Here is a 21,819-nt window from a genome sequence, read left to right on the forward strand (position 1 = left end):
TCAAGCCAGCAACTGGTCGATCCAGTCGATGTGCATCGCAAAAGCCCGGGCCTTGTCCTGAGGCACTTCCCTGGCCCGTTCGAAGTTGGCCAATGCCTGTTGACGCTGGCGCCGCATGCGCTGCCACTTGTTGACGAACGCCGCGCTTTTCTCGCGCATGAGCAAGGGGCCGAACAATAGCTCCTGCGGGCTGTAGCGCACCGAGTCGGCCTGCTCGGCGACGATGATCTCGTAGTCGAAGCGGTTTTCTCGCAGCACCTCTTCGCTGACAATCCGATAGCCGTTGTCCATCAACCACTGGCGCAGCGGTTGTTCGCCGCCATTGGGTTGCAGCACCAGGCGCTGCCCATCCTGCAACCTCGCCTTGCCTGCCTCGAGGATCTCGACGATGGTTTCCCCGCCCATGCCCGAGAGGCTGATGGTGTCGATGCGATCATCGCTTTCGATGGCGGCCAGACCGTTGGCCAGGCGCACGCTGATGCGCGCGTCCAGCCCGTTGCGGCGCACATTGCGCCGGGCTGACTCGCAAGGCCCTGCCGCCGCCTCGCCCGCGACTGCGGCCTCGATGGCGCCACGCAATACCAGGACCACCGGGAGGAAGCCGTGGTCGGAACCGATATCGGCCAGGCGCGCCCCTGGCGGGATGTGAGCCGCCACGCGTTCCAGCCGCTGCGACAATGTCTGTTCGTTCAACGCCAACCCCTTGCATGAGAATCGGCGCGATTCTGAAGGCCGGGGCGCGTCATTTCAATGCATTTGCGACCGGGGCCGCGGCTCGCGTAGGCTTGCGCTTTCACTTCCAAAGCAAGGCAGAGTCGTTCATGGCCCAGACTGGTATCACCTTCACCCCCGATGCGGACGCCGCGTCCATCTCCTCCGATGTCGCCGAATACAACGGTATCCTGGTCACCACTCAGGTCCCGGTGCGCGCCGATGGCGAGCTTGAGCTGGGCGATATCGTCACCCAGAGCGAATGCACCCTGCAGGCACTCAAGGACGCGCTGGAGCGTGCGGGCAGCTCGATGGACCGCGTGCTGCACCTGACCATCTACCTGACCGACATGGCCGATCGTGCGGCATTCAACGAGGTGTACCAGCGCTTCTTCGCCAAGCCATGGCCAGTGCGGGCGGCGGTGGGCGTGGCCTCGCTGGCGTTCGAAGGGATGAAGGTCGAAGTGACGGCGATGGCGGCCAAGGGCTGATAGCAGAGCTAGACCTCCATCGCCAACAACGCCGCCCCCAGGCACTTGCCATGGGCATCCAGCGCCAACGAGCGGGTCACGCCACCGCGCAATAACCCCGGCAGCACGAAGTTCAGGGCCTTGAGTTGCGGCAAGTCATAGCGACGTACAGGCCCTGCGCTTTCATCGCGAAGATGGGCGAACCACGCTGCCACCCGTTCAGCTGTCAGCTCCCGCTCAAGCAGCGGGTAGTCCTCGTCCCGATACGCGATCAGCGAGATGTTCGAGGTGTCGCCCTTGTCCCCGGTACGGGTGTGGGCAAGTTCGTGCAGTCGGCGGGTCATGGGCATTGCTCCAGGTGGACTTGAGGTTGCGCGAGTTCACGCGGCAGGTAGAGGCTGGCGACGGCCAATACTTCGCGGACCTGGCGAGTGGCCCCGCCACCGCCAGCCGGGCCATTGGTGTAGAGGGTCTCGACCTCGTTGGCGACCGCCTGCGCCGCTTCCCGGCTCGGGCAACGCGCCGCAACCCGCAGGCGTACCTCCCAGGGTTCGCCGCCCGTGCCGAAGTCGCTGGCGTGCAGCGAATCAACCCCCATCAGCTCGCAGCGCAGTTCTTCGACGGCGACGCCCGTCAATGCCAGGCGTTCCTCGACGATCCGCCCGGCCAAACGCGCCCGCGCCACGGCGTTCGGGCCGCCGTAGGACATCTGCCCTTCGCCGATCCAGCCATCCCGATAGCCCACGGTAACCTTGAGGTGCTGCGGGCGAGCCGTGCCTTCGCCACCAGTGACGCGCACCCGATCCTTGCCGCAGGCCTGCAAGTGCACGCCCGAAAAGTCGGCCGTTACATCCGGCGTCAGATACCGACGTGGATCGTGTACCTCGTAAAGCAGTTGCTCGGTGCACGTCGCGACATCGATGCGACCGCCACTGCCGGCCACCTTGCCGAGCGTTGCCAGGCCTTCGCTGTCGATATCGGCGAAGGGGAAACCCAGCCGTGCCAGGTCGGCCACATCCTTCATGCCGGGGTCGGCAAAGTAGCCGCCACTGACCTGCCCCGCGCATTCGAGCAGGTGCCCGGTCAGCGTCCCTCGGCCACGGCGGCGCCAATCGACGGCAGGCCAGCCAAAGTGATGCACTTGGGGGGCAAGGAACAGCGACGGATCGGCGACACGACCGGTAATCACCACATCGGCGTCCAGGGCCAGCGCCTGAACGATCCCTTCGACCCCCAGATAGGCATTGGCCGAGACCAGCCGATCACCCAACCCGGCCACCGTCAGGCCATTGTCGAGCGTCCACTCCGGGTGCTGGCGCAGCACGTCGAGCACATCGTCACCTTCCACGGCCGCGACCTTCAGCCCCTGCAACCCGAGTTCAGCCGCGATGACCGACACTTGTCGCGCGGCGCCACGCGGGTTGGCTGCGCCCATGTTGGTGATGATCCGCAGTCGCTGCCCGCCGCGGCGTACGTAGGGCAGCACCGCCCGCATGCGCTCGGCCAGCAACGGATCGAAGCCGGCACGAGGGTCAGCCAGTCGGGCTTGCTGGGCCAGGGCAATGGTGCGTTCGGCCAGGCACTCAAAGACCAGGTAGTCCAGCTGCCCATCCCGGGCCAGTTCCACCGCAGGCTCCAGGCGATCACCGGAATAACCGGCACCGGCGCCGATTCGCAAAGTGTTCATGTTCAGAAGACTCCAAGTGCCAGCGCGGTCAGGGTCATCAGCACCGACGCGGCGAACAGAAATGGCAGGGTGAAACGCTGGTGATCGGCAAGGTCAAGCTTGCACAGCCCCACCAGCAGGAAAGTCGCCGGAGTCAGCGGGCTGACCGGGAAGCCGGTGGTATGGACCCCGAGCAGCGACGCCTGGGCCACCTGCACCGGGTCCACGCCCAGCGAGCGGCCGACTTCGGCAATCACCGGCATGACACCGAAGTAGAACGAATCCGGGTCGAACAGCAAGCTGAGCGGCATCGACACGAAGCCCACAAGGGCAGGAATCAGTCGCCCGTGCCCCGGCGGAATCTGTTGCACCGCCACCTCGGCCATGGCCTTGAGCATGCCCGTGCCCTGCATGATGCCGGTGAACACACCTGCGGCAAGCAGGATGCTGGCCATGGTCAGGGCCGTCTTGGCGTGCGCGTCGATGCGTTCCCGCTGCTGGTCGACACGCGGGTAGTTCAGGCAAAGCGCCGCGACAGTGCCGAGCATGAACATCACCACGGGGTCGACCCAGCCGGCGATCATCACCGCCATCACCAGCACGGTGAGCAGCAGGTTCGGCCAGAACATGTGGGTACGGCGCAGGGCCTGTTCATCGGCGCTCAAGATGCGCTGCGGTGCCGCGCCGGCATCGGCGCCGGCCATGAGCCCCAGGCGCTTCTCTTCACGTCGGCCCAGCCAGTAGGCACAGCCGAAGACGAACAGCAGCCCCACCACTTGCACCGGGATCAGCGGCTGGAACAGCTCGGCCACCGGCACGTGCAGTGCGGCGGATGAGCGCAGCACCGGGCCGGTCCAGGGCAGGAAGTTCACCCCCGCCGCCATCGCTGCAACGCAGGCCAGAACCCGCCGGTCGATGCCTAGGCGCGTATACAGCGGCAGCATCGCGGGCACCGTGACGAGGAACGTCACCGCCCCCGAGCCGTCCAGGTGCACCAGCAACGCCAGCAGCGCGGTACCGCAGACGATACGGGTCGGGCGGGTGCCGACGGCGCGCAGGATGCGGTCGATGATCGGGTCGAGCATGCCGGCATCGGTCATCACCCCGAAGAACAGGATGGCGAAGATGAACATGCCGACCACCGGGGCGACATTCTTGATACCGGTGAGAATGAAGCCGCTGGTCTGCAGGCCGAAGCCCGCGAGCAAGGCAGCCACGACGGGAAAGGCGATCAGCGCGACCAGGGGCGAGATGCGCTTGCTCATCACCGCGATCAGCAGGGACAGAATGGTAATGACGCCATAGAGGGCGAGCATGGGGTTACTCCGGCTTGTTTTTGTTGTTGCCCCGAGTATCAGGAGAGGTCCGGTAGCGTGTAAATTGCAATTTAAAGCCACGCACATTCGAAAAAACAAAATGAAGAATGCCCTGCAGCATATTCGTGCCTTCATCACCGTTGCCCAACGCGGCAACTTCGCCCGCGCCGCCGACGACCTGCACCTGTCGCCCTCGGCCCTGACCGTACAGATCCGCCAACTCGAAACCTGGCTGGGCGTCGCCCTGCTCGAACGCAGCCCTCGGCACGTCACCCTCACGGGCGCAGGGCGCGAGGCGCTGCCGGCAATGGAGAAGCTGCTGCTCGATCTTTCCAATATCGTCAGTGCCAGCCAGGGCTTGGCGGCGGTGCGCCGCGGGGTGGTCACCGTGGCTGCCCTGCCCTCGCTGTGCGCCGGGGCGCTGGCTGAGCGGCTGGCGGTGTTCCGCCAGTTGCATCCAGGTGTCGAAGTGCGTCTGCGCGACCTGGTTGCCGAGCGCATCGTCGAGCGCGTACGCGAAGGCGATGTGGATTTTGGGGTGGGTGTGCGCAGCCAGTTCGGCCATGGGCTGGACTTCACACCGCTGCTGCGCGATCGACTGTGCCTGTTTGTGCCCGCCGGGCACCCGCTGGCCACCGGCCCCGTCAGTCTGCAAGCCCTGGACGGCCTGCCGATGATCCTCACCGGGCGCGACAGCAGCGTGCGGGCGCAGATCGAACAGGTGTTCCGCGCGCGCGGGCTGGTGTTGCAAGCGGCCATGGAAGCCAACTACATGTCGACGGTATTGGCGCTGGTGCGCAATGGGTTGGGCGTTACGCTGCTGCCGGAGTCGGCGGACGACGGCGAAGGACGGTTGGTTCGCCGGCAACTGGACGAAGCAGGGCTGGAGCGCGAGTTGGGGGTCATTACCCGCAGCGAGTGCAGCCTGTCCCCGGCGGCACTGCGTTTGGTGGAGTGCCTGAAGGCAATGAGGCTCTGATTGTTGCCCGCCGGGAAGACCTGTGGGCACCCAAAGATGCCACCAGCCCATTTCATCGCTACAATGCCGCCCTAAACCGTGACAGCCCGAACCTATAACGACATGTCCCTTCCAAAGAATCACCTGGAACTGCTCAGCCCTGCCCGCGATGTGGCCATCGCCCGCGAGGCCATCCTGCATGGCGCCGACGCCATCTACATCGGCGGCCCAAGCTTCGGCGCGCGGCACAACGCGTGCAACGAGGTCGGCGATATCGCCGAGTTGGTGGAGTTCGCCCGGCGCTATCACGCGCGGGTCTTCACCACGATCAATACCATTCTCCATGACAATGAGCTGGAGCCTGCACGCAAGCTGATTCACCAGCTGTACGACGCCGGTGTCGATGCATTGATCGTCCAGGACCTGGGGGTGATGGAGCTGGACATCCCGCCGATCGAGCTGCATGCCAGCACTCAGACCGACATCCGTACGCTCGAGCGGGCCCGGTTTCTCGACCAGGCCGGTTTCTCCCAACTGGTGCTGGCGCGTGAACTGAACCTGCAGCAGATCCGCGCCATCGCCGCCGAGACCGATGCTGCCATCGAGTTCTTCATCCACGGCGCCTTGTGCGTGGCCTTCTCCGGCCAATGCAACATCTCCCACGCCCAGACCGGTCGCAGCGCCAACCGCGGCGATTGCTCGCAGGCCTGTCGCCTGCCCTACACCCTCAAGGACGACCAGGGCCGGGTGGTCGCTTTCGAAAAGCACCTGCTGTCGATGAAGGACAACAACCAGACCGCCAACCTTCGCGACCTGGTCGACGCCGGCGTGCGCTCGTTCAAGATCGAAGGGCGCTACAAGGACATGGGTTATGTGAAGAACATCACCGCCCACTACCGCAAGGAGCTGGATGCGATTCTCGAAGATCGCCCGGACCTGGCCCGCGCGTCGAGCGGTCGTACCCAGCACTTCTTCGTACCCGATCCAGACAAGACCTTCCACCGCGGCAGCACCGACTACTTCGTCAGCGACCGCAAGATCGACATCGGTGCCTTCGATTCGCCCACCTTCACCGGCTTGCCGGTAGGTGTGGTGGAAAAGGTCGGCAAGCGTGACCTGATGGTGGTGACCGAGGTGCCGCTGACCAACGGCGACGGTTTGAACGTGCTGGTCAAGCGCGAAGTGGTGGGCTTCCGGGCCAACATCGCCGAGCCGCGTGGCGAGTTCGAGGAAGACGGCCAGACACGCTACCGTTATCGCGTCGAGCCCAACGAGATGCCCGAAGGTTTGCACAAGCTGCGACCGAACCACCCCCTGTCACGCAACCTCGACCATAACTGGCAACAGGCGCTGCAACGCACCTCCTCCGAGCGTCGCGTCGCGGTTCAGTGGCAGGCCGTGCTGACCGAGCAACGCCTGGCGCTGAGCGTCACCAGCGAGGAAGGCATCACCGTGCAGGTTGCCCTGGACGGCCCGTTCGGCGCAGCCAACAAGCCGCAGCAGGCGCTGGATCAGTTGCACGACCTGCTGGGCCAACTGGGTACCACCCAGTACCACGCCGAGGCCATTGAGCTCGATGCCCCGCAGGCGTATTTCATCCCCAACTCTCAGCTCAAGGCCCTGCGCCGTGAGGCTATCGAGGCGCTCACCGAGGCGCGGGTCAAGGCGCACCCGCGCGGCAGCCGCAAGGCCGAGACCAGTCCGCCACCGGTCTATCCCGAAGCGCACCTGTCGTTCCTGGCCAACGTCTACAACCAGAAAGCCCGTGACTTCTATCATCGCCATGGGGTGAAGTTGATCGATGCTGCGTTCGAGGCTCATGAGGAACACGGGGACGTGCCGGTGATGATCACCAAGCACTGCCTGCGCTTCTCCTTCAACCTGTGCCCCAAGCAGGCCAAGGGCGTTACCGGTGTACGAACCAAGGTCGCGCCAATGCAGCTGATTCATGGCGACGAAGTGCTGACCCTGAAATTCGACTGCAAGCCGTGCGAAATGCACGTGGTCGGTCGGATGAAAGGCCACATCATCGACCTGCCTACCCCCGGCAGCGCGGTGAGCCAGGTGGTTGGGCACATCAGCCCGGAAGACCTGCTCAAGACCATCGTGCGCGCGCCGCACTAGCCTGGACCCGGGCTTTTTCAATCGCTCGAGCCAGAAAAGTCTCACATGAGGCATTTTCATCTCGAAAACATTGAACAGCCCGGTATTTTCTGCACAATGGGTTCCATGCGATCCACGCGAGGAACCCAGATGCAACCCACCCCCCACGACGAACGCCTGCTCAAGGCACTTGCCCACGCCATCGTCGTCCAGCCGCGCGCCACGCTCAAGGAGCTGGCCGAGACCGCCGGCATCAGCAAGGCCACCCTGCACCGCTTCTGCGGTACCCGCGACAATCTCGTGGACATGCTCGAGAAGCACGGCGAGCGCGTGCTGAACCAGGTCATCGAAGAAGCCGACCTGGCCAACGCCGAGCCACTGCAGGCGATACGCTACCTGATCACCGAGCATCTCAAGCACCGCGAGATGCTGGTCTTCCTGATGTTCCAGTACCGCCCCGACACCTTGCTCGGCGACGGCGACGACCGTCGTTGGGACACCTACACCCAGGCCATGGATGCATTCTTCCTGCGCGCCCAGCAGATGGGTACGCTGCGCATCGACATCAGCGCCGCGGTATTCACCGAGATGTTCCTGACCATGATCTTCGGCATGGTCGACGCCGAACGGCGCGGCCGTGCAGCCAGCGCCAATTCGGCGCAGGCACTGGAGCAGTTGTTCCTGCAAGGGGCCAGGGTCCAGGCCTGAAAACTGGCAAAAAAAAGGCCCCAGGACACAAGGTCCAGGGGCCGAACGGTTGGATCGTCCAACCAAAGGAGCCCTTCAGCCCTTGGGCGCAGGCCACCCCCCACCCAACGCACGGAACAGGTCGACCAGGGCAATCTGGCGCTGGGTGCTGGCGTCGATCAGCGTTGACTCGTTCACATAGCTGCTGCGCTGCGCATCCAGGTAGCGCAGGTGATTGTCTATCCCGCCCTGATAGCGCGCCCTTGCCAGCTCCAGGGTTGCCCGGCTGGTCTCGACCAGCGCGCTGCGCGCCGCTTCCTCTCGGCGCAGCGTGTCGCTGGCTGCAAGCGCATCGGCCACTTCGCGAAATGCCGTCTGTACTGTGCCCTCGTAGGCCGCCACTGCCGAGTCCTTGCGTACCTGCGCAAGATCCAGCCCGGCACGGTTGCGCCCGCCATCGAACAGCGGCAACGACAGTTGTGGCATGAAGCTCCAGCTACGCGAGCCACCGTCGAACAGCCCCGACATCTGTGCGCTCGAGGTACCGAAGCTGCCGGTGAGGCTGATCCTCGGGAAGAACGCCGCGCGGGCCGCGCCGATATCGGCGTTGCGGGCTCGCAGCCGGTGCTCGGCAGCGAGAATGTCAGGGCGCCGTTCGAGCAGCGCCGAAGGTGCACCCGGTGCGATGTCCTGCAGCACTTGGGGGGCTTCGCCGGCAGATACCGGTATGTCCCTGGCCGCATCGGCACTGCCGACCAGCAGCACCAGCGCATTGAAGGCCTGGCGCTGCTGGCGCTGGGTGCTCTCAAGCTCCGCGCGGGATTGTTCGACCAAGCCCAGCGCTTCCTGATGGTCCAGTGCCGTGGCGGTACCGGCAGCGCGACGTTGGCCGACCAGAGCCAGTGAGTCCTCGCGGCTGGCCAGCGTCTGGCGGGTCAGGGTCAGGCGGCGCTGCGCGCCATCCAGGGTGAGGTAGGCCTGGCTGACCTCGGCGATCAGCGCCAGGCGCGCGGCTCGACCGGCCTCCTCCGTGGCCAGGTACTGCTCCAGTGCCGCATCGCTCAGGCTCTTGACCCGACCGAACAGGTCCAATTCGTATTCGGGCAAGGCAAGGCCGACCTGATAGGTGCTGGCCACACCGCTGCGTCCGTCGGCCGCCAGGCTCGCTGGTTGGTGCTGGCGATTGCCCGACGCGCCGGCATTCAAGCCCGGTACACGATCGGCGCGCTGGATCCGGTACTGGGCACGGGCCTGCTCGATATCGAGCAAGGTCTGGCGCAGCGAGCGGTTGTTGTCCAGAGCGCTGCTGATCAGCTGGCGCAGGCCCGGGTCGACCACGAACGCCTGCCAGTCCAGTTGCTCCACGCTCTGCCCTTGCGCTGCCGCGCCGTCGTGCCATTGCGCCGGGATCGGCGCCTCGGGGCGTTGGTACTGCGGCGCCATCGAACAACCTGCCAGCATCAACGCCATCGCCAAGGGGGCGATTCCTTTACCCATGACCATCACTCCGGTACCTCGACAGGACGTTGCTCAGTAACCTTGCCGGCCCTGCGCTTGAGCAGCGACAACACCCAGACGAAACAGATCGGCACGAACACCACCCCCAGCAACGTCGCGCTGAGCATGCCGCCGATCACCCCGGTGCCGATCGCCCGCTGACTCGCAGCCCCGGCGCCGGACGCGATAGCCAGCGGTACCACGCCGAGGATGAAGGCCATCGACGTCATCACGATCGGTCGAAAACGCAGGCGCGCAGCTTCGATGGCCGCTTCACGCAGGCTGTGGCCCTTCTCCACCAGATCCTTGGCGAACTCGACGATCAGGATCGCGTTCTTCGCTGCCAGGCCAATGATGGTGATCAGGCCGACCTTGAAGTAGACATCGTTGGGCAGGCCGACCACCATCACCGCCAATACCGCGCCCAAGGCACCGATCGGCACGATCAGCATCACGGTCAGCGGGATCGACCAGCTCTCGTACAACGCCACCAGCAGCAGGAACACCACCAGGATGGCCAGCGCGAACAGGCTGCTGGCCTGGCCGCTGGAGACTTTTTCCTGATACGAGAGCCCGGTCCAGGCATACCCGATGCCGGGTGGCAGGTCGCTGACCAGATGCTCCATCTCGGCCATCGCTTGACCGGTGCTGTAGCCTGGGGCCGCGTCCCCTGCAATACGGATCGAGGGGTAGCCGTTGTAGCGCACGATCTGCACCGGGCCTTCTTCCCAGCGCGTGGTGACGAAGGCGCTGAACGGCACCTGCTGCCCTTCGTTGTTCGGCGCATACAGGCGCAGCACCGCTTCCGGGGTCATCCGCTCGCCTTGCTCGGCCTGGACCACCACGCGCTGCTGACGTCCGGCGTTGGTAAAGTCGTTGATCACCTGCGAACCGAACGCCGCCGACAGGGTGCTGTTGATGCTCTCGAAGGTCACGCCCAGGGCGCGGGCCTTCTCACGGTCGATATCGACCCGCAATTGCGGCGCCTCGGCCAGGCCTTCCATCATCGCGTAGAGGATCGCCGGGTTGCCGTTGGCCTGTTGCAAGATCTTGTCACGCGCGGCCAGCAACGCTTCGCGCCCCAGGTTGCCGCGGTCGAGCAGCCGCAGGGCGAACCCGCCAGAGTTGCCCAGGCCATCGATCGGTGGCGGGTTCACTGCCATGATGCTGCCGTCACCGTGCGCCGCGAACTGCGCGTTGATGACCTGGGTTTCGGCATCCACCGACTGTTGCGAGCTGCGCTCGGACCAGTCCTTGAACGTCGGGAATGCCAGCGCCGCGTTCTCGCCCATGCCCGAGAAGCTGAAGCCGCTGACCAGAAACGCCGAAGCAATGGCCTCGCGTGACATCAGGAACTGCTCCAGCGCCTGGCCCGTGGCATCGGTGCGCACCCGGCTGGCGCCTGGCGGCAGTTGCACATCGACAATGGCGTAGCCCTGGTCTTCCACGGGCACGAACGATTCGGGCAGGCGCAGGTAGAAGTACCCCAGCACCACAAGAATCCCCGCATACACCAGCATGAAGCGGCCGGCGCGCGCCACGAAGGCGCTGTTGAGTGAAGAGTAGCGTGCGGTCAGGCGGGCAAAGCCGCGGTTGAATGCGCCAAAGAAACCGCGTTTCTCATGATGCCCCTGGGGCACCGGCTTGAGCAGCGTGGCGCACAGCGCCGGGGTGAACGTCAGCGCCAGGAAACCCGAGAACAGGATCGACACGGCCAGCGACAGCGAGAACTGCTGGTAGATCACCCCCACCGAGCCGGACATGAACGCCAGCGGCAGAAACACCGCTGACAGTACCAGCGTGATACCGATGATCGCGCCGGACACCTGACCCATGGCCTTGACCGTCGCCTCCCTAGGCCCAAGGCCCTCCTCGGCCATGATCCGCTCGACGTTCTCCACCACGACGATGGCATCGTCGACCAGGATGCCGATGGCCAGGACCATGCCGAACATGGTCATCATGTTCACCGAGAAACCGAGCAGCTTCATCACGAGCAAGGTGCCGAGCAGGCAAACCGGCACGACGATCGACGGGATCAAGGTGTAGCGGATGTTCTGCAGGAACAGGAACATCACCAGGAACACCAGTACCATCGCCTCGATCAGGGTATGGATGACTTTCTCGATGGCCACGTCGACGAAACGCGAGGTGTCGTAGGGCACAGAGTATTCGACACCTTCGGGGAAGAACTCGGACAGCTCGGCCAGGCGCGCCTTGACTCGTGCCGCGGTCTGCAGGGCGTTGGCCCCGGGGGCCAATTGCACCGCCCCGGCCACCGCCGGCTTGCCATCGAGGCGCGAGGAGAAGTTGTAGCTTTCGCTGCCGACCTCCAGCCGTGCGACATCGGCCAGGCGCACCATCGAGCCATCGGGATTGGCGCGCAGCACTACACGGCCGAAGGCCTGCGGATCGTCCAGGGTGCCATGCACCGCCAGGGTCGCGGTCAGCTCTTGCTGGCTGCTACCCGGCGCACTGCCGAAGGCACCGGCCGGCACCTGCACGTTCTGACCGCGGATGGCATTGCCGACATCGTCGATCGACAGCCCGTAGCCAACCAGCTTCTGCGGATCGATCCACACGCGCATGGCCGCTTCCGAGGAGAAGAACTGCAATTTGCCCACCCCCGGGATGCGTCGCAGCTCGTTGTTGATGTTGCGCGCGGCATAATCGCCCAGTTGAGTGGTGTCGCCATGGCTGGCCGCGTCGGTGTAGCTCAGGGCGTAGATCAGCAGGAAGCCAGCGCTGGTCTGTTCGACTTCGACACCTTGGGTGGTCACCGCCTGCGGCAGCCGCGCCTCGGCTTTCTTCAGGCGGTTCTGCACGTCGACCTGGGCCAGCTCAGGTTCGGTGCCCGGCTCGAAGGTGACGACGATCTCGGCGATGCCGTTGGAGTTGTTGGTCGACTCGAAGTACAGCAGGTTCTTGGCGCCGTTGAGCGACTCTTCGATGACACTGGTGACCGACTCCACCAGCACCTTGGCCGAAGCCCCGGGATAGGTGGCGGTAATGGTGATCTGCGGCGGTGCGACGCTGGGGTATTGCGCAACCGGCAATGACGGAATCACCAGCAGGCCGGCCAGTGAGATGAACAGCGCCACGACCCAGGCGAAGTTCGGACGATTGATGAAGAACGTGGACATCGTGCTTTCCTCGCCTTATCGCGCCGCGGCTTGCTGGGTTGCCGACACTGCCACCGGCATGCCTGGCGCCAGACCCGCCGGGCTGCCGACGATGACCTGATCACCCGGCTGCAAACCCTCGGTTATCAGCCAGCGCGAACCATGCATGGTGCCGGTCTGCACGCCCCGGGCCTCGGCCATGCCGTCTGCACCCACCAACATCACCCGTGCCTGGCCATCAGCGCCGCGCTGCACCGCACGTTGCGGCACGAGAATGGCGCGGTTGTCGGTGCCTTGTGGGGTGTGTACGCGCACGTACATGCCTGGCAGCAGGATGCCGTCAGCGTTGTCGAAGCGTCCGCGCAGGGTGACCTGGCCGGTGCCGCGATCGACCGAGACATCGGTGAAGACCAGTTGCCCGGAGCGCTCGTAATCGGTGCCTTCGACCCGTGCCGTGAGGTGCTGATCGCTGCCGCTGGCCAGTGCGCCGTCCTTCAGGGCCTGGCGCAAACGCAGGGCATCGGCGGCGGACTGGGTGAAGTCGACATAGATCGGATCGAGCTGCTGGACACGCGCCATCAGTGTCGCGTCGCCCTGCCCGACCAGCGCACCTTCGGTCACCAGGGCGCGGCCGATACGACCGGAGATCGGCGCCTTGACCGTGGCGTAGCCGAGGTTGAGACGTGCCGTTTCTACATCGGCCTGGGCCGAACGAATCGCCGCTTCCGCGCTACGCAGGTCGGCGCTGGCGGTGTCGAAGTCCTGCTGGCTGACCGCTTCGATCTTCACCAGCGGTGCGTAGCGCTTGACCCGTGCCTGCGCTTCCTGACGCACCGCCTGGGCACGTGCCAGGTCACCCTCGGCACGCGACAGCGAAGCCTTGAAGGGCGCCGGGTCGATCTGGAAAAGCACATCGCCGGCTTTGACGTCGGCGCCTTCTTCGAAGCGCTTGTGCAGGACGATACCGGCCACCCGGGCGCGCACTTCAGCGACACGCATCGGCTCCACCCGGCCGGGCAACGTGGAACTCAAGGTCAGCGCCTCGCTGGCGACGGTCAGGGTTTGTACGGGTAAGGCGCTCTGGGCGCCGGCCTGAGGTTCTTCAGCCCCCCCACAGCCCGCCAGTACCAAGGTGGCTGCCAGGCAGCTGGCCAATGCTGTTGCACGCAAATTGCTCATTTCTGCTCACCGAGCCTTTGATAAAAACGGCTCGAATGGTACTAACCGACCATTAATGAGTCAATTTAGTCTCATTTGATATTTGTGTTAAAGATTGTAAGCTGGGTGGTTTCAGGCCGCCGCCTGGTCTGCCTCTGTTGCGGTGCCGAGTTACCCCGGCACCGCGCAGCATCACTTACGAACGGCCGCCCTTGCGGCCCATGTCGTCGGTCTGCTTGTTGCCACCGGACTGCTGGCCACCTTTGCGACCGGCTTCAGACGCTTTTTCCCGGTCGTTGGCGAAGTTGCCAGGATTTTTGGTACCACCCTGACTGCCAGTCTTGTTCTGGTTATTGGCCATGGTCTTGCACCTCTTGTGGCTGTGGGATATGTACGGGCGTTTGCCGTACATAAGTTCGGAGCTCAGCGGCAACAGGGGATTCGGTTTATTACCGAGCCGCCAGACCGGCGGCGCTAAAGGTGCAGGGCGGTGTATTTGGCGCGAGGTGCATTGCGCTCAGGGGGCGTTTTCGAGGCTGCGCTGGCGACGGCCCAACCAGGCGCCTGTAATCCCCCAGCCAAGCGCAAGGATGGCGCCGATCGACATCGCCAGCTGCGGATGCTCGCCAAGCAGGTCCAGGCCACGCTTGACCCAACCGCTCAAGGCATCGCCACCCCGGTAGACCACGGTGTCGATGAAGTTCTTGGCTTTGTATTTCTCTTCGGCGGGCAACACGGTAAAGAGCATCTCCCGCCCCGGGCGAACCAGGGCGTACTCACCCGCACGACGCATGACCATCACGAAGACGAACACTGCAAATACCGGCGCCAGCGCCAGCCATAGGAAACCGACCGCCATCACCAGGGGCACGCCGACCAGTAGCACGCCGACACCCAGGCGCCGGGCCAGGCGTCCGGTGAGAAAGACCTGGGTGAGTATCGCCAGGGTTTGCACGACCGTATCGATCAGGCCGAAGACCTGTGTCTGGCGTGTCCGGTCGCTGAACGTCTCGCTGACGATACGGGCCTGCTCGAAATACAGGAACGTGCTGACGCTGGCCAGCAGTACGACGAACAACGCGATACCCAACAGGTAAGGCGACCGCAGCACGGCGGTGGCGCCGGAAAACGGATTGCCGCCCAGCGGCCGCGAGGCCGGATGCGCGGTGCTGGTCGGCAGCGGATTCAGCTCACGCCAGTGTTGCAGGTACAGCGCAGCGCCTGTGCTGCCAAGCAGGCAGACGCCCGCCAGCACCAACAAACCAGCGTGCCCGAGGGGAGAAACCAGCAGCGTGCCAAGAATCGGCCCGCTCAGGCCGCCAAGGCTTGCACCCGCCGCGAGCAGGCCGAACAGGCGCTTGCCCTGCTCGCTGGAAAACAGGTCTGCCAGTACGCTCCAGGCCAGGGAGATGGCCAGCAGGTTGAAAACCGACAGCCAGATATAAAAAGCCCGTGCATTCCAGAGGTCGTCCGGGTCGCGGGCAAAGAGCACAGCAAACAACAGCAGGTTGCTGGTGAAGAAGGCGTAGGTCCACGGCAGGATGCGTCGCCTCTTCACCCGTGAAGCAAGCCATCCGAATAGCGGCAGGCAGGCCAGGGTGGCAATGAAGGTACCGGTGAACAGCCATTGCAGATTGTCCACGCCACCGGCCACTCCCATGGTCTCGCGGACCGGGCGCAGCATGAAATAACCGGTGAACAGCAGGTAGAAAAGCGCAAGACCCGCGACCACTGCCGGGCCTTCGCCGGGCTGGATGTTGAGGCTCTGGTCCAGGCGCCGCCGCCAGCCATTCATGGCGTCAGGCAAATTGCTTGATCAGCGCCTGGCGCTGGGCTTCGCTCAGCAGCGGCCCGCTGCCAGCCTTGAGCTGGTCGAGCTGACGGTCCGGTCGGCCGGTCGCAGGAATTACCGTGGTCACCGCCGGATGACTGATGGCGAACTTCAGGAACATCTGCGCCCAGCTGCCGATACCCGCCTCGGCCGCCCACCCCGGCAATGCCTGACCTTTGACCCGGGCGAACAGCCGGCCGTCGTCGAAAGCACGGTTGACCAGCACCGCGACGCCTTTGTCCTGGCACAGCGGCAGCAGCTCGCGCGCGGCATCCGGGGCGTTCACCGAGTAGTTGATCTGGATGAAATCCAGCGGCTCGCTGCGCACGATGCGCGCCACCTCATCCTGGCCGCTGTTGAGATAGTGAGTGATGCCCACATAGCGCGTCTTGCCTTGCTGCTTCAACTCCCGGGCATAGGGGAGCTGGGTCTGCCAATCGCGCAGGTTGTGGATCTGCAGCAAGTCGACCTTGTCGGTGCGCAGGCTGGACAGGCTTTGCGCCCATTGCCGTTCGGCGGCGTCGCGGCTGTCGGCGGCGATCTTGGTGGCGATGAAGCACTGACGGTGCCAGCCGCCCTCCTCCAGCAACTGGCCGAGAATGGCGTCGGCACCGCCGTAGTTAGGCGAGGTGTCGATGACCTTGCCGCCGCCTTTGAAGAACGCCTCGAGCACAGCCTTGAGCTGTTGGTACTGGTCAGAGCCGGCCTGGACCTCGAAACTGCCGGAAGTGCCGGCACCGATGACCGGCAAGGCCTCCCCGGTGGAGGGGATCTTGCGGGTCAGCAGGCCGCTGGCGGACTCGGCGCGCAGCCAAGGGCTCAGGGCCAGCGCGCCAAGCGCGGCGCTGGCGCGCAGGACATCGCGACGTGCGTACATGAAGGAGGCTCCCGGTTACAGGGGGAAACCTTCAAGGCTAGTCGCTCTACCCCGCGATGCGCAGCGATTCTGTATCGGGATATTTAACCGAGCAACAGGCGCAGGTCCAGGCCTTCAGCTCCCATTGGCGGGCACCAGTAGTAGCCGCCGGTCAGTGGTCGGCTGAAGCGGTACAAGGCATCGACCACGCCATCTTCCAGGCCACTCATGCGCCGCAGCTGGATTTCGAAGGCATCGAACGAACGGCCCAGAGCAACGAAAGCCAGCCCTGCGCCACGGTTGTCGGCCCAGGCCACCGAACGGCGCACCATGAAGGCCGCGGGGTCATAGCTTTCCTGCGCGGTACGCTTGACGTGGGCCGACTCCGGCGCGTCTTCCAGTTCCTCGTTGTCGCTCAGGCGACGGCCAATGATGTCGTCCTGCTCTGGCTGAGGCAGCGACTTGAAGTAGTTGAGGTCGTGTTTCCACAGCTGGAACGCAGCGAAACTGGAACCTGCCAGGCCCGCTTGCTCGCCCGCCACGATGGCTGCGTCGACAGCATCGTTGTCCCGCGGGTTTTCGGTGCCGTCTTCATAGCCGGTCAGGTCGTGTCCGCCGTGGTGCAGAAAACCATCGACACTGTCGACCAGCGTGAATGCCGGCGCCAGGGCCTGCTCCAGGGCTTGAGCACGCAGGAACAGATCACCACGCGCGTCATCACGCAACCAGAGCCACAGGGCATGCTGGGTGGCCGGGTTTTCGACCGCTGCGTCCAACTGCGGGAAGCTGCGCAAGCCCGGGACATCGCGCCCCAGTGCCTTGGCCAGCGGCGCGCCGACGGCCAGGATCAGGCTGTGGCCGTCGACTTGCTGCAACAAGGCATCCAGAACGGCAGGCAGCGCCTCCCCCGTATGCAGGGCAAAGAACAGGTGACGGGCGTGGGCCGGCACCGGAGTGGCGAGCAGACCTTGCTGGAACGACATGACGAGCTAATCCTTCGGCAAAAGCGCGAATCCTACTGTGCTCGGCAGTCCATCGCAACGCGTCAGGTCGCGGCGAGGTGCGGCTCATCCGGAAATAATCAGTTACCAAAGGCTGGCACTTTGCGATTAGCTGATCGACGGAGCCTGCCTACACTCTCCGGAATCCCTCGCCCACGAGCATGCCGATGACCGCCTCCCCCTTGCTGACTGCCTTCCTGCCCATCGCCCTGGGCATCATCATGCTGGGCCTGGGGTTGTCGCTGACCCTCGCCGACTTCGCCCGAGTGGTGAAGTATCCCAAGCCCGTGCTGGTCGGCCTGGCCTGTCAGATCCTGTTGCTGCCGTTCATCTGCTTCCTGATCGCCAACGGGTTTGGCCTGGAGGCCGCGCTGGCAGTGGGCCTGATGCTCTTGGCCGCATCGCCGGGCGGGACCACCGCGAACCTGTTCAGCCACCTGGCACATGGCGACGTGGCACTGAACATCACGCTGACGGCAGTCAACTCGCTGATCGCCATCCTCACCATGCCACTGCTGGTCAACCTGTCGCTGATCTACTTCATGGAGTCGGACCAGGCCATCCCGCTGCAATTCGCCAAGGTCATGCAGGTCTTCGCCATCGTCTTGCTGCCTGTGGGCCTGGGCATGCTGATCCGCCGCTACGCACCGAGCTTTGCCGCGCGGATGGAGAAGCCGATGAAGCTGGTAGCGGCGTTGTTCCTGGCCTTCACCATCGTCCTGGCACTGGCCAAGGACTGGCAGACGGTGGTGGAGTACGCGCCGGTGGTGGGGGTCGCCGCGCTGCTGTTCAACGTGATCAGCCTGGGGTTGGGGTATTGGGTGCCGCGCCTGTTGCGCATCCCGAAACGCCAGGCAATTGCCATCGGCATGGAAATCGGCATTCACAATGGCACCTTGGCCATCGCGCTGGCGCTGAGCCCCAGCCTGCTGAACAACGCCACCATGGCCGTGCCGGCAGCGATCTACAGCCTGATCATGTTCTTCACGGCCGCCGCCTTTGGTTGGTGGGTGAGTCGGGGACACAAAGAAGCCATTGCCGCGCAGGAAACCGCGAATTGAATCCTGCGCGACTCAATCACCTCGCCGCGCGCGCAACTGGCGCTTGAGCTCGCGCAGCGGTGGCGCGTAGAAAAAGCCGAACGACACGCTACCCTCGCGCCCTTTCACCGCGTGATGAAGCCGGTGCGCCCGGTACAGGCGTTTGAGGTAGCGCTGCATGGGTTTGGGTTTACGCGGCCAGTGCCGATGGAAGAAACCGTCGTGGGCCAGCACGTACAGCACTCCATAGCCCGCGACACCTGCGCCGACCCACTGCAGGGGCGCGTAGCCGGCCTTGCCCAGCGCCATCAGGCCAGCAGCGATCAGGGCCAGCGCCACCAGGTAGAGGTCATTGGTCTCGAGCACACCCAGGTGCGGCTCATGGTGCGAGCGATGCAGCCACCAGCCCCAGCCGTGCATGACGTACTTGTGGGCCAGCGTGCCGACACCCTCCATGGCCACCAACGTGGCGAGCAGCACGGCGATGTTGAACAGCATGAGACAGTCCGGCGTAGATAATTACAGGCGCCAAGGTTACCACCGCTGACGAACGCATCGGAAACGGTAGGAGGTTTCGGCAATGAAGCAATTGTCATGAATTCGGCCTTGATTCTGCGCAACTGCAGGCGTAAGGTCCGCGACGCACTTATGCATCCCCTACAGGAGTCCTGCATTGGACAGTAGCCCCAGTCGATTGCGACAGGTCCACACGGCAAGCTAGTCCGGCAGCATTCCTGCCGCTGTCTTGCCGAATACGGTAGACGGCGGTCCATCTCGCCTGCAAAGGCAGATCTCCCCTCTTCTTTCCCGCTCAGCCAGCTCATGCCGGCGAGTGTCGTGGTCCTGCGCGCTCATTCATTTCATCGGCGTCACGCTTGCCAGTGGCGTATGCGCGGGCCATTGCCCGTGGAAAGAGGTTTGCTATGGATTGGAAAGTATTTCTGCTGCGCGTCAGCGTGGCCCTCGTACTCGGTGCCCTGATCGGCGCCGAACGTCAACTACGCCAGCGTCTGACCGGCCTTCGCACCAATGCGCTGGTCAGCACCGGTGCCTGCCTGTTCGTACTGATGACCCAGGCGGTACCCGGCATGGAACCCAGCGACGCCTCGCGCATCGCCGCGTATGTGGTGTCCGGGATCGGCTTTCTCGGTGGTGGCGTGATCATGCGTGATGGTTTCAACGTGCGCGGCCTGAACACTGCCGCCACGCTCTGGTGCACCGCGGCCATTGGCGTGCTGTGCAGCCTGGGGCTGTTGCTGGAAGCAACCCTGGGCAGCCTGGTGGTGCTGTGTGCCAATATCCTGTTGCGCGACATCGCCCAGCGCCTGGACCGTCAGGACGTGGTGCCCGCCAGTGAAGTCGAGCAACGCTTCGAGGTGCGCATCGTCTGCCGGGCCGAAGACGAGATCCAGGTGCGCAGCCTGATGCTGCACAGCCTCAGTGACCCAGGCCTGCGCCTGCAGTCGCTGCACAGCGAAGACCTGCACGACCCGCTGCGCCTGGAAGTGCGCGCCGAACTGCTGGGCACCCCACAGGCGCCTGCACAACTCGAGCGCCTGGTCAGCCGGGTGAGCCTGGAGAAAGGCGTCAGCTCGGTGCGCTGGCAGCTCCATGCCCAGGCGGTAGAGGTCGATTAAGCATCGTCGCGCAAATGCCGCTCTCTGAGCTCCTGCCGCTCCTTGGCCTCGATGCACAGGGTCGCGGTGGGACGCAGCAGCAGGCGGCGCAGGCCGATCGGCTCACCGGTCTCTTCGCACCAGCCGTAATCCCCCTTGGCCAGGCGCTCCAGCGCCTGGTCGATCTTGTCCAGCAGGCGCTTTTCCCGCTCAAGGGTGCGCAACTGCCAGTGTCGTTCCTCTTCGGCACTGCCCAGGTCGGCCGGATCGCTGTGCACTTCCTGCTCGCGCAGCGCCTGGAAATCCTGCTCTATACGCTCCTGCAACTCCACCCGCTGCCCCAGCAACAGGTTACGAAAGTACTGGCGCTGGGGTTCGTTCATGTAGGCCTCGGCCGGCTGGCCGAGCAAGTCTTCTTCAGTCATGGGGCACACTCGTGCAATAAAGGGTCATCGATCGAACATCAGCGGCAGGCCCTGGCAGCGTGGCTGCACCTGGCCCTGATGCCAGGCGAGCTGGCCGGATACCACGGTGGTGCGCACCACATGCCGCAGGTGTCGATGCTGAAAGGGTGTCCAGCCACAGCGGGCCAGGATCGGGTCGTCGGCGACCTGGCGCGGTTGCGCCAGGCGCTCGACCAGCGCCAGGTCGGCCCAGTAGCCTTCGCGCAGAAAACCGCGCTCGCGGATGGCGAACAGGCGGGCCACGGCGTGGCTGGTCTTGTCGACTACCTGGGTCAGGCTCAGCACGCCCTCGCCGACCAGCTCCAGCGCAGCTGGCAAGGCATGCTGAACCAGTGGCAGGCCCGAGGGCGCGCGGCCATAGACTCGGCGTTTTTCCTCAAGCGTGTGCGGCGCATGATCGGTGCCGATCACGTCGATCACGTCGCCGGCCAGCGCCTGGCGCAGTGCATCGCGGTCGGCACGGGTCTTGATGGCCGGGTTGCACTTGATCAGATGGCCGAGTTGCGCGTAGTCGCTGTCGTCGAACAGCAGGTGATGTACGCAGACCTCGGCGGTAATGTGCTTGTTGTGTACGGGACCTGGGGCGAACAGTGCCAGTTCTCGCGCGGTGGTCAGATGCAGCACATGCAGGCGCGTGCCGAAACGCCTGGCCATGTCCACGGCCAGTGACGAGGAGCGATAGCAGGCATCGGCATCGCGAATCAGCGGATGAGCGGCCGCAGGAATGAATTCGCCATGGCGCTCCCGCCACAGCGTCTCGTTGGCCAGGATGCTCGGGGTGTGTTCGCAGTGGGCCAGCAGGATGGTCGGGCAATAGATGAACAGCCGCTCGAGCACCTGCGGGTCGTCCACCAGCATGTTGCCGGTGGACGCGCCCATGAACACCTTGACCCCGGCGACTTCACGCGGGTCGAGCGCGGCGATGGTGTCCAGGTTGTCGCGACTGACGCCGAAGTGAAAGCCGTAGTTGGCCTGCGAGCTGGCCGCCGCGCGACGTTTCTTGTCGGCCAGCGCCGCAGTGGTGAGGGTTGGCGGGTCGGTGTTGGGCATGTCCATGAAACTGGTGATGCCGCCCGCCACCGCAGCCCGCGACTCACTGGCAATGTTCCCCTTGTGCTCTGCCCCGGGTTCACGAAAGTGCACCTGGTCATCGATCATTCCCGGCAGCAACCACTGCCCTTGCGCATCGATCTCGACTTTAGCGCGCACGCCTTCGATGCTCGCGGCGATCTTGGCGATACGCCCGCGGGCGACCAGCAGGTCAGCCTCGAACTCGCGCCCTTCGTTGACCAGTCGTGCGTTGCGTATCAGCAAGTCGGCCAT

General features: G+C 64.6%; 20 protein-coding genes. 6 read left to right on the forward strand and 14 right to left on the reverse strand.

The genetic code is table 11. The features are described 5' to 3' along the window. Complete coding sequence (locus tag IAE40_RS01230; RefSeq protein WP_112898240.1) at positions 1–693, reverse strand: tRNA (adenine(22)-N(1))-methyltransferase; 693 nt, start codon at positions 691–693, stop codon at positions 1–3. A 128-nt stretch (positions 694–821) separates the two neighbouring features. On the opposite strand from IAE40_RS01230, the gene IAE40_RS01235 reads away from it, so the two are divergent. After that, complete coding sequence (locus IAE40_RS01235; RefSeq protein WP_054891401.1) at positions 822–1,202, forward strand: RidA family protein; 381 nt, start codon at positions 822–824, stop codon at positions 1,200–1,202. An 8-nt stretch (positions 1,203–1,210) separates the two neighbouring features. On the opposite strand, the gene IAE40_RS01240 is transcribed toward IAE40_RS01235, so the two are convergent. From IAE40_RS01240 to IAE40_RS01250, 3 genes are read right to left on the reverse strand one after another with little or no spacing between them, the layout of a single operon-like run. Next, a complete protein-coding gene (locus tag IAE40_RS01240; protein ID WP_054891400.1) occupies positions 1,211–1,525 on the reverse strand; it encodes an AtuA-related protein in 315 nt (104 codons plus the stop codon). Further along, entirely contained in the window at positions 1,522–2,868 is a 1,347-nt protein-coding gene (locus IAE40_RS01245; protein ID WP_200602478.1) for an acyclic terpene utilization AtuA family protein, read from the reverse strand. Before IAE40_RS01245 ends, IAE40_RS01240 begins: the two co-directional genes overlap by 4 nt. A 2-nt stretch (positions 2,869–2,870) precedes the next feature. After that, positions 2,871–4,163 (reverse strand): CitMHS family transporter, encoded by a 1,293-nt coding sequence (locus IAE40_RS01250; RefSeq protein ID WP_063544877.1) that lies wholly within the window; start codon positions 4,161–4,163, stop codon positions 2,871–2,873. Between the two features lie 100 nt (positions 4,164–4,263). On the opposite strand from IAE40_RS01250, the gene IAE40_RS01255 reads away from it, so the two are divergent. The 3 genes from IAE40_RS01255 (at position 4,264) to IAE40_RS01265 (ending at position 7,932) form a co-directional block, all read left to right on the forward strand. Continuing rightward, positions 4,264–5,142, forward strand: a complete 879-nt coding sequence (locus IAE40_RS01255) for a LysR family transcriptional regulator (protein ID WP_197889695.1) — start codon at positions 4,264–4,266, stop codon at positions 5,140–5,142. Positions 5,143–5,244: 102 nt separating this feature from the next. Further along, on the forward strand, positions 5,245–7,245 hold the full coding sequence (locus tag IAE40_RS01260) for a peptidase U32 family protein (RefSeq protein ID WP_197889694.1): 2,001 nt from the start codon (positions 5,245–5,247) through the stop codon (positions 7,243–7,245). Between the two features lie 129 nt (positions 7,246–7,374). After that, entirely contained in the window at positions 7,375–7,932 is a 558-nt protein-coding gene (locus IAE40_RS01265) for a TetR/AcrR family transcriptional regulator (protein WP_153773621.1), read from the forward strand. A gap of 75 nt (positions 7,933–8,007) precedes the next feature. On the opposite strand, the gene IAE40_RS01270 is transcribed toward IAE40_RS01265, so the two are convergent. The 7 genes from IAE40_RS01270 to IAE40_RS01300 form a co-directional block, all read right to left on the reverse strand. After that, the gene (locus IAE40_RS01270) at positions 8,008–9,414 is read right to left on the reverse strand and encodes an efflux transporter outer membrane subunit (RefSeq protein WP_442797008.1); all 1,407 of its coding nucleotides are present in this window, start codon (positions 9,412–9,414) and stop codon (positions 8,008–8,010) included. Next, positions 9,414–12,551: an efflux RND transporter permease subunit gene (locus IAE40_RS01275; RefSeq protein WP_200602480.1), complete on the reverse strand. Its 3,138-nt coding sequence runs from the start codon at positions 12,549–12,551 to the stop codon at positions 9,414–9,416. The genes IAE40_RS01270 and IAE40_RS01275 overlap by 1 nt, the downstream gene beginning before the upstream one ends. 15 nt (positions 12,552–12,566) lie before the next feature. Further along, positions 12,567–13,709 (reverse strand): MexC family multidrug efflux RND transporter periplasmic adaptor subunit, encoded by a 1,143-nt coding sequence (locus IAE40_RS01280; protein WP_153773618.1) that lies wholly within the window; start codon positions 13,707–13,709, stop codon positions 12,567–12,569. Positions 13,710–13,884: 175 nt separating this feature from the next. Further along, complete coding sequence (locus IAE40_RS01285; RefSeq protein ID WP_153773617.1) at positions 13,885–14,049, reverse strand: general stress protein; 165 nt, start codon at positions 14,047–14,049, stop codon at positions 13,885–13,887. 156 nt (positions 14,050–14,205) lie between these two features. Next, positions 14,206–15,483, reverse strand: a complete 1,278-nt coding sequence (locus IAE40_RS01290) for an NTP/NDP exchange transporter (RefSeq protein WP_153773616.1) — start codon at positions 15,481–15,483, stop codon at positions 14,206–14,208. A 4-nt stretch (positions 15,484–15,487) separates the two neighbouring features. Beyond that, positions 15,488–16,396, reverse strand: a complete 909-nt coding sequence (locus tag IAE40_RS01295; protein WP_200602481.1) for an aldo/keto reductase — start codon at positions 16,394–16,396, stop codon at positions 15,488–15,490. 83 nt (positions 16,397–16,479) lie between these two features. Next, positions 16,480–17,358 (reverse strand): Dyp-type peroxidase, encoded by an 879-nt coding sequence (locus tag IAE40_RS01300; protein ID WP_063544871.1) that lies wholly within the window; start codon positions 17,356–17,358, stop codon positions 16,480–16,482. A gap of 185 nt (positions 17,359–17,543) precedes the next feature. Between IAE40_RS01300 and IAE40_RS01305 the strand changes: the two genes are divergently transcribed. Beyond that, positions 17,544–18,437, forward strand: coding sequence for a bile acid:sodium symporter family protein (locus tag IAE40_RS01305; protein ID WP_063544870.1), 894 nt, complete (start codon positions 17,544–17,546; stop codon positions 18,435–18,437). A 12-nt stretch (positions 18,438–18,449) separates the two neighbouring features. On the opposite strand, the gene IAE40_RS01310 is transcribed toward IAE40_RS01305, so the two are convergent. Beyond that, positions 18,450–18,914 carry a sterol desaturase family protein gene (locus tag IAE40_RS01310; RefSeq protein ID WP_063544869.1) on the reverse strand — a complete coding sequence of 155 codons (465 nt, stop codon included), beginning with the start codon at positions 18,912–18,914 and terminating at the stop codon, positions 18,450–18,452. 425 nt (positions 18,915–19,339) lie between these two features. Between IAE40_RS01310 and IAE40_RS01315 the strand changes: the two genes are divergently transcribed. Continuing rightward, the gene (locus IAE40_RS01315; RefSeq protein ID WP_063544868.1) at positions 19,340–20,053 is read left to right on the forward strand and encodes an MgtC/SapB family protein; all 714 of its coding nucleotides are present in this window, start codon (positions 19,340–19,342) and stop codon (positions 20,051–20,053) included. Here IAE40_RS01315 and dksA read toward each other — a convergent pair. Further along, entirely contained in the window at positions 20,050–20,457 is a 408-nt protein-coding gene (gene dksA, locus IAE40_RS01320) for an RNA polymerase-binding protein DksA (protein WP_054891385.1), read from the reverse strand. The genes IAE40_RS01315 and dksA overlap by 4 nt on opposite strands. Before the next feature lie 24 nt (positions 20,458–20,481). Next, the gene (locus IAE40_RS01325; RefSeq protein WP_200602482.1) at positions 20,482–21,819 is read right to left on the reverse strand and encodes a dihydroorotase; all 1,338 of its coding nucleotides are present in this window, start codon (positions 21,817–21,819) and stop codon (positions 20,482–20,484) included.

It is taken from the genome of Pseudomonas sp. S44, from assembly GCF_016624805.1.
Taxonomy (GTDB): Bacteria; Pseudomonadota; Gammaproteobacteria; order Pseudomonadales; family Pseudomonadaceae; genus Aquipseudomonas; species Aquipseudomonas machongensis.

What these genes read in the sequence shown, in the direction of transcription:
- IAE40_RS01235 (WP_054891401.1), top strand. Translation starts at nt 822, where the DNA reads ATGGCCCAGACTGGTATCACCTTCACCCCCGATGCGGACGCCGCGTCC.
- IAE40_RS01240 (WP_054891400.1), bottom strand. Translation starts at nt 1,525, where the DNA reads ATGACCCGCCGACTGCACGAACTTGCCCACACCCGTACCGGGGACAAG.
- IAE40_RS01245 (WP_200602478.1), bottom strand. Translation starts at nt 2,868, where the DNA reads ATGAACACTTTGCGAATCGGCGCCGGTGCCGGTTATTCCGGTGATCGC.
- IAE40_RS01250 (WP_063544877.1), bottom strand. Translation starts at nt 4,163, where the DNA reads ATGCTCGCCCTCTATGGCGTCATTACCATTCTGTCCCTGCTGATCGCG.
- IAE40_RS01255 (WP_197889695.1), top strand. Translation starts at nt 4,264, where the DNA reads ATGAAGAATGCCCTGCAGCATATTCGTGCCTTCATCACCGTTGCCCAA.
- IAE40_RS01260 (WP_197889694.1), top strand. Translation starts at nt 5,245, where the DNA reads ATGTCCCTTCCAAAGAATCACCTGGAACTGCTCAGCCCTGCCCGCGAT.
- IAE40_RS01265 (WP_153773621.1), top strand. Translation starts at nt 7,375, where the DNA reads ATGCAACCCACCCCCCACGACGAACGCCTGCTCAAGGCACTTGCCCAC.
- IAE40_RS01270 (WP_442797008.1), bottom strand. Translation starts at nt 9,414, where the DNA reads ATGGTCATGGGTAAAGGAATCGCCCCCTTGGCGATGGCGTTGATGCTG.
- IAE40_RS01275 (WP_200602480.1), bottom strand. Translation starts at nt 12,551, where the DNA reads ATGTCCACGTTCTTCATCAATCGTCCGAACTTCGCCTGGGTCGTGGCG.
- IAE40_RS01280 (WP_153773618.1), bottom strand. Translation starts at nt 13,709, where the DNA reads ATGAGCAATTTGCGTGCAACAGCATTGGCCAGCTGCCTGGCAGCCACC.
- IAE40_RS01285 (WP_153773617.1), bottom strand. Translation starts at nt 14,049, where the DNA reads ATGGCCAATAACCAGAACAAGACTGGCAGTCAGGGTGGTACCAAAAAT.
- IAE40_RS01290 (WP_153773616.1), bottom strand. Translation starts at nt 15,483, where the DNA reads ATGAATGGCTGGCGGCGGCGCCTGGACCAGAGCCTCAACATCCAGCCC.
- IAE40_RS01295 (WP_200602481.1), bottom strand. Translation starts at nt 16,396, where the DNA reads ATGTACGCACGTCGCGATGTCCTGCGCGCCAGCGCCGCGCTTGGCGCG.
- IAE40_RS01300 (WP_063544871.1), bottom strand. Translation starts at nt 17,358, where the DNA reads ATGTCGTTCCAGCAAGGTCTGCTCGCCACTCCGGTGCCGGCCCACGCC.
- IAE40_RS01305 (WP_063544870.1), top strand. Translation starts at nt 17,544, where the DNA reads ATGACCGCCTCCCCCTTGCTGACTGCCTTCCTGCCCATCGCCCTGGGC.
- IAE40_RS01310 (WP_063544869.1), bottom strand. Translation starts at nt 18,914, where the DNA reads ATGCTGTTCAACATCGCCGTGCTGCTCGCCACGTTGGTGGCCATGGAG.
- IAE40_RS01315 (WP_063544868.1), top strand. Translation starts at nt 19,340, where the DNA reads ATGGATTGGAAAGTATTTCTGCTGCGCGTCAGCGTGGCCCTCGTACTC.
- dksA (WP_054891385.1), bottom strand. Translation starts at nt 20,457, where the DNA reads ATGACTGAAGAAGACTTGCTCGGCCAGCCGGCCGAGGCCTACATGAAC.
- IAE40_RS01325 (WP_200602482.1), bottom strand. Translation starts at nt 21,819, where the DNA reads ATGGCCGACTTGCTGATACGCAACGCACGACTGGTCAACGAAGGGCGC.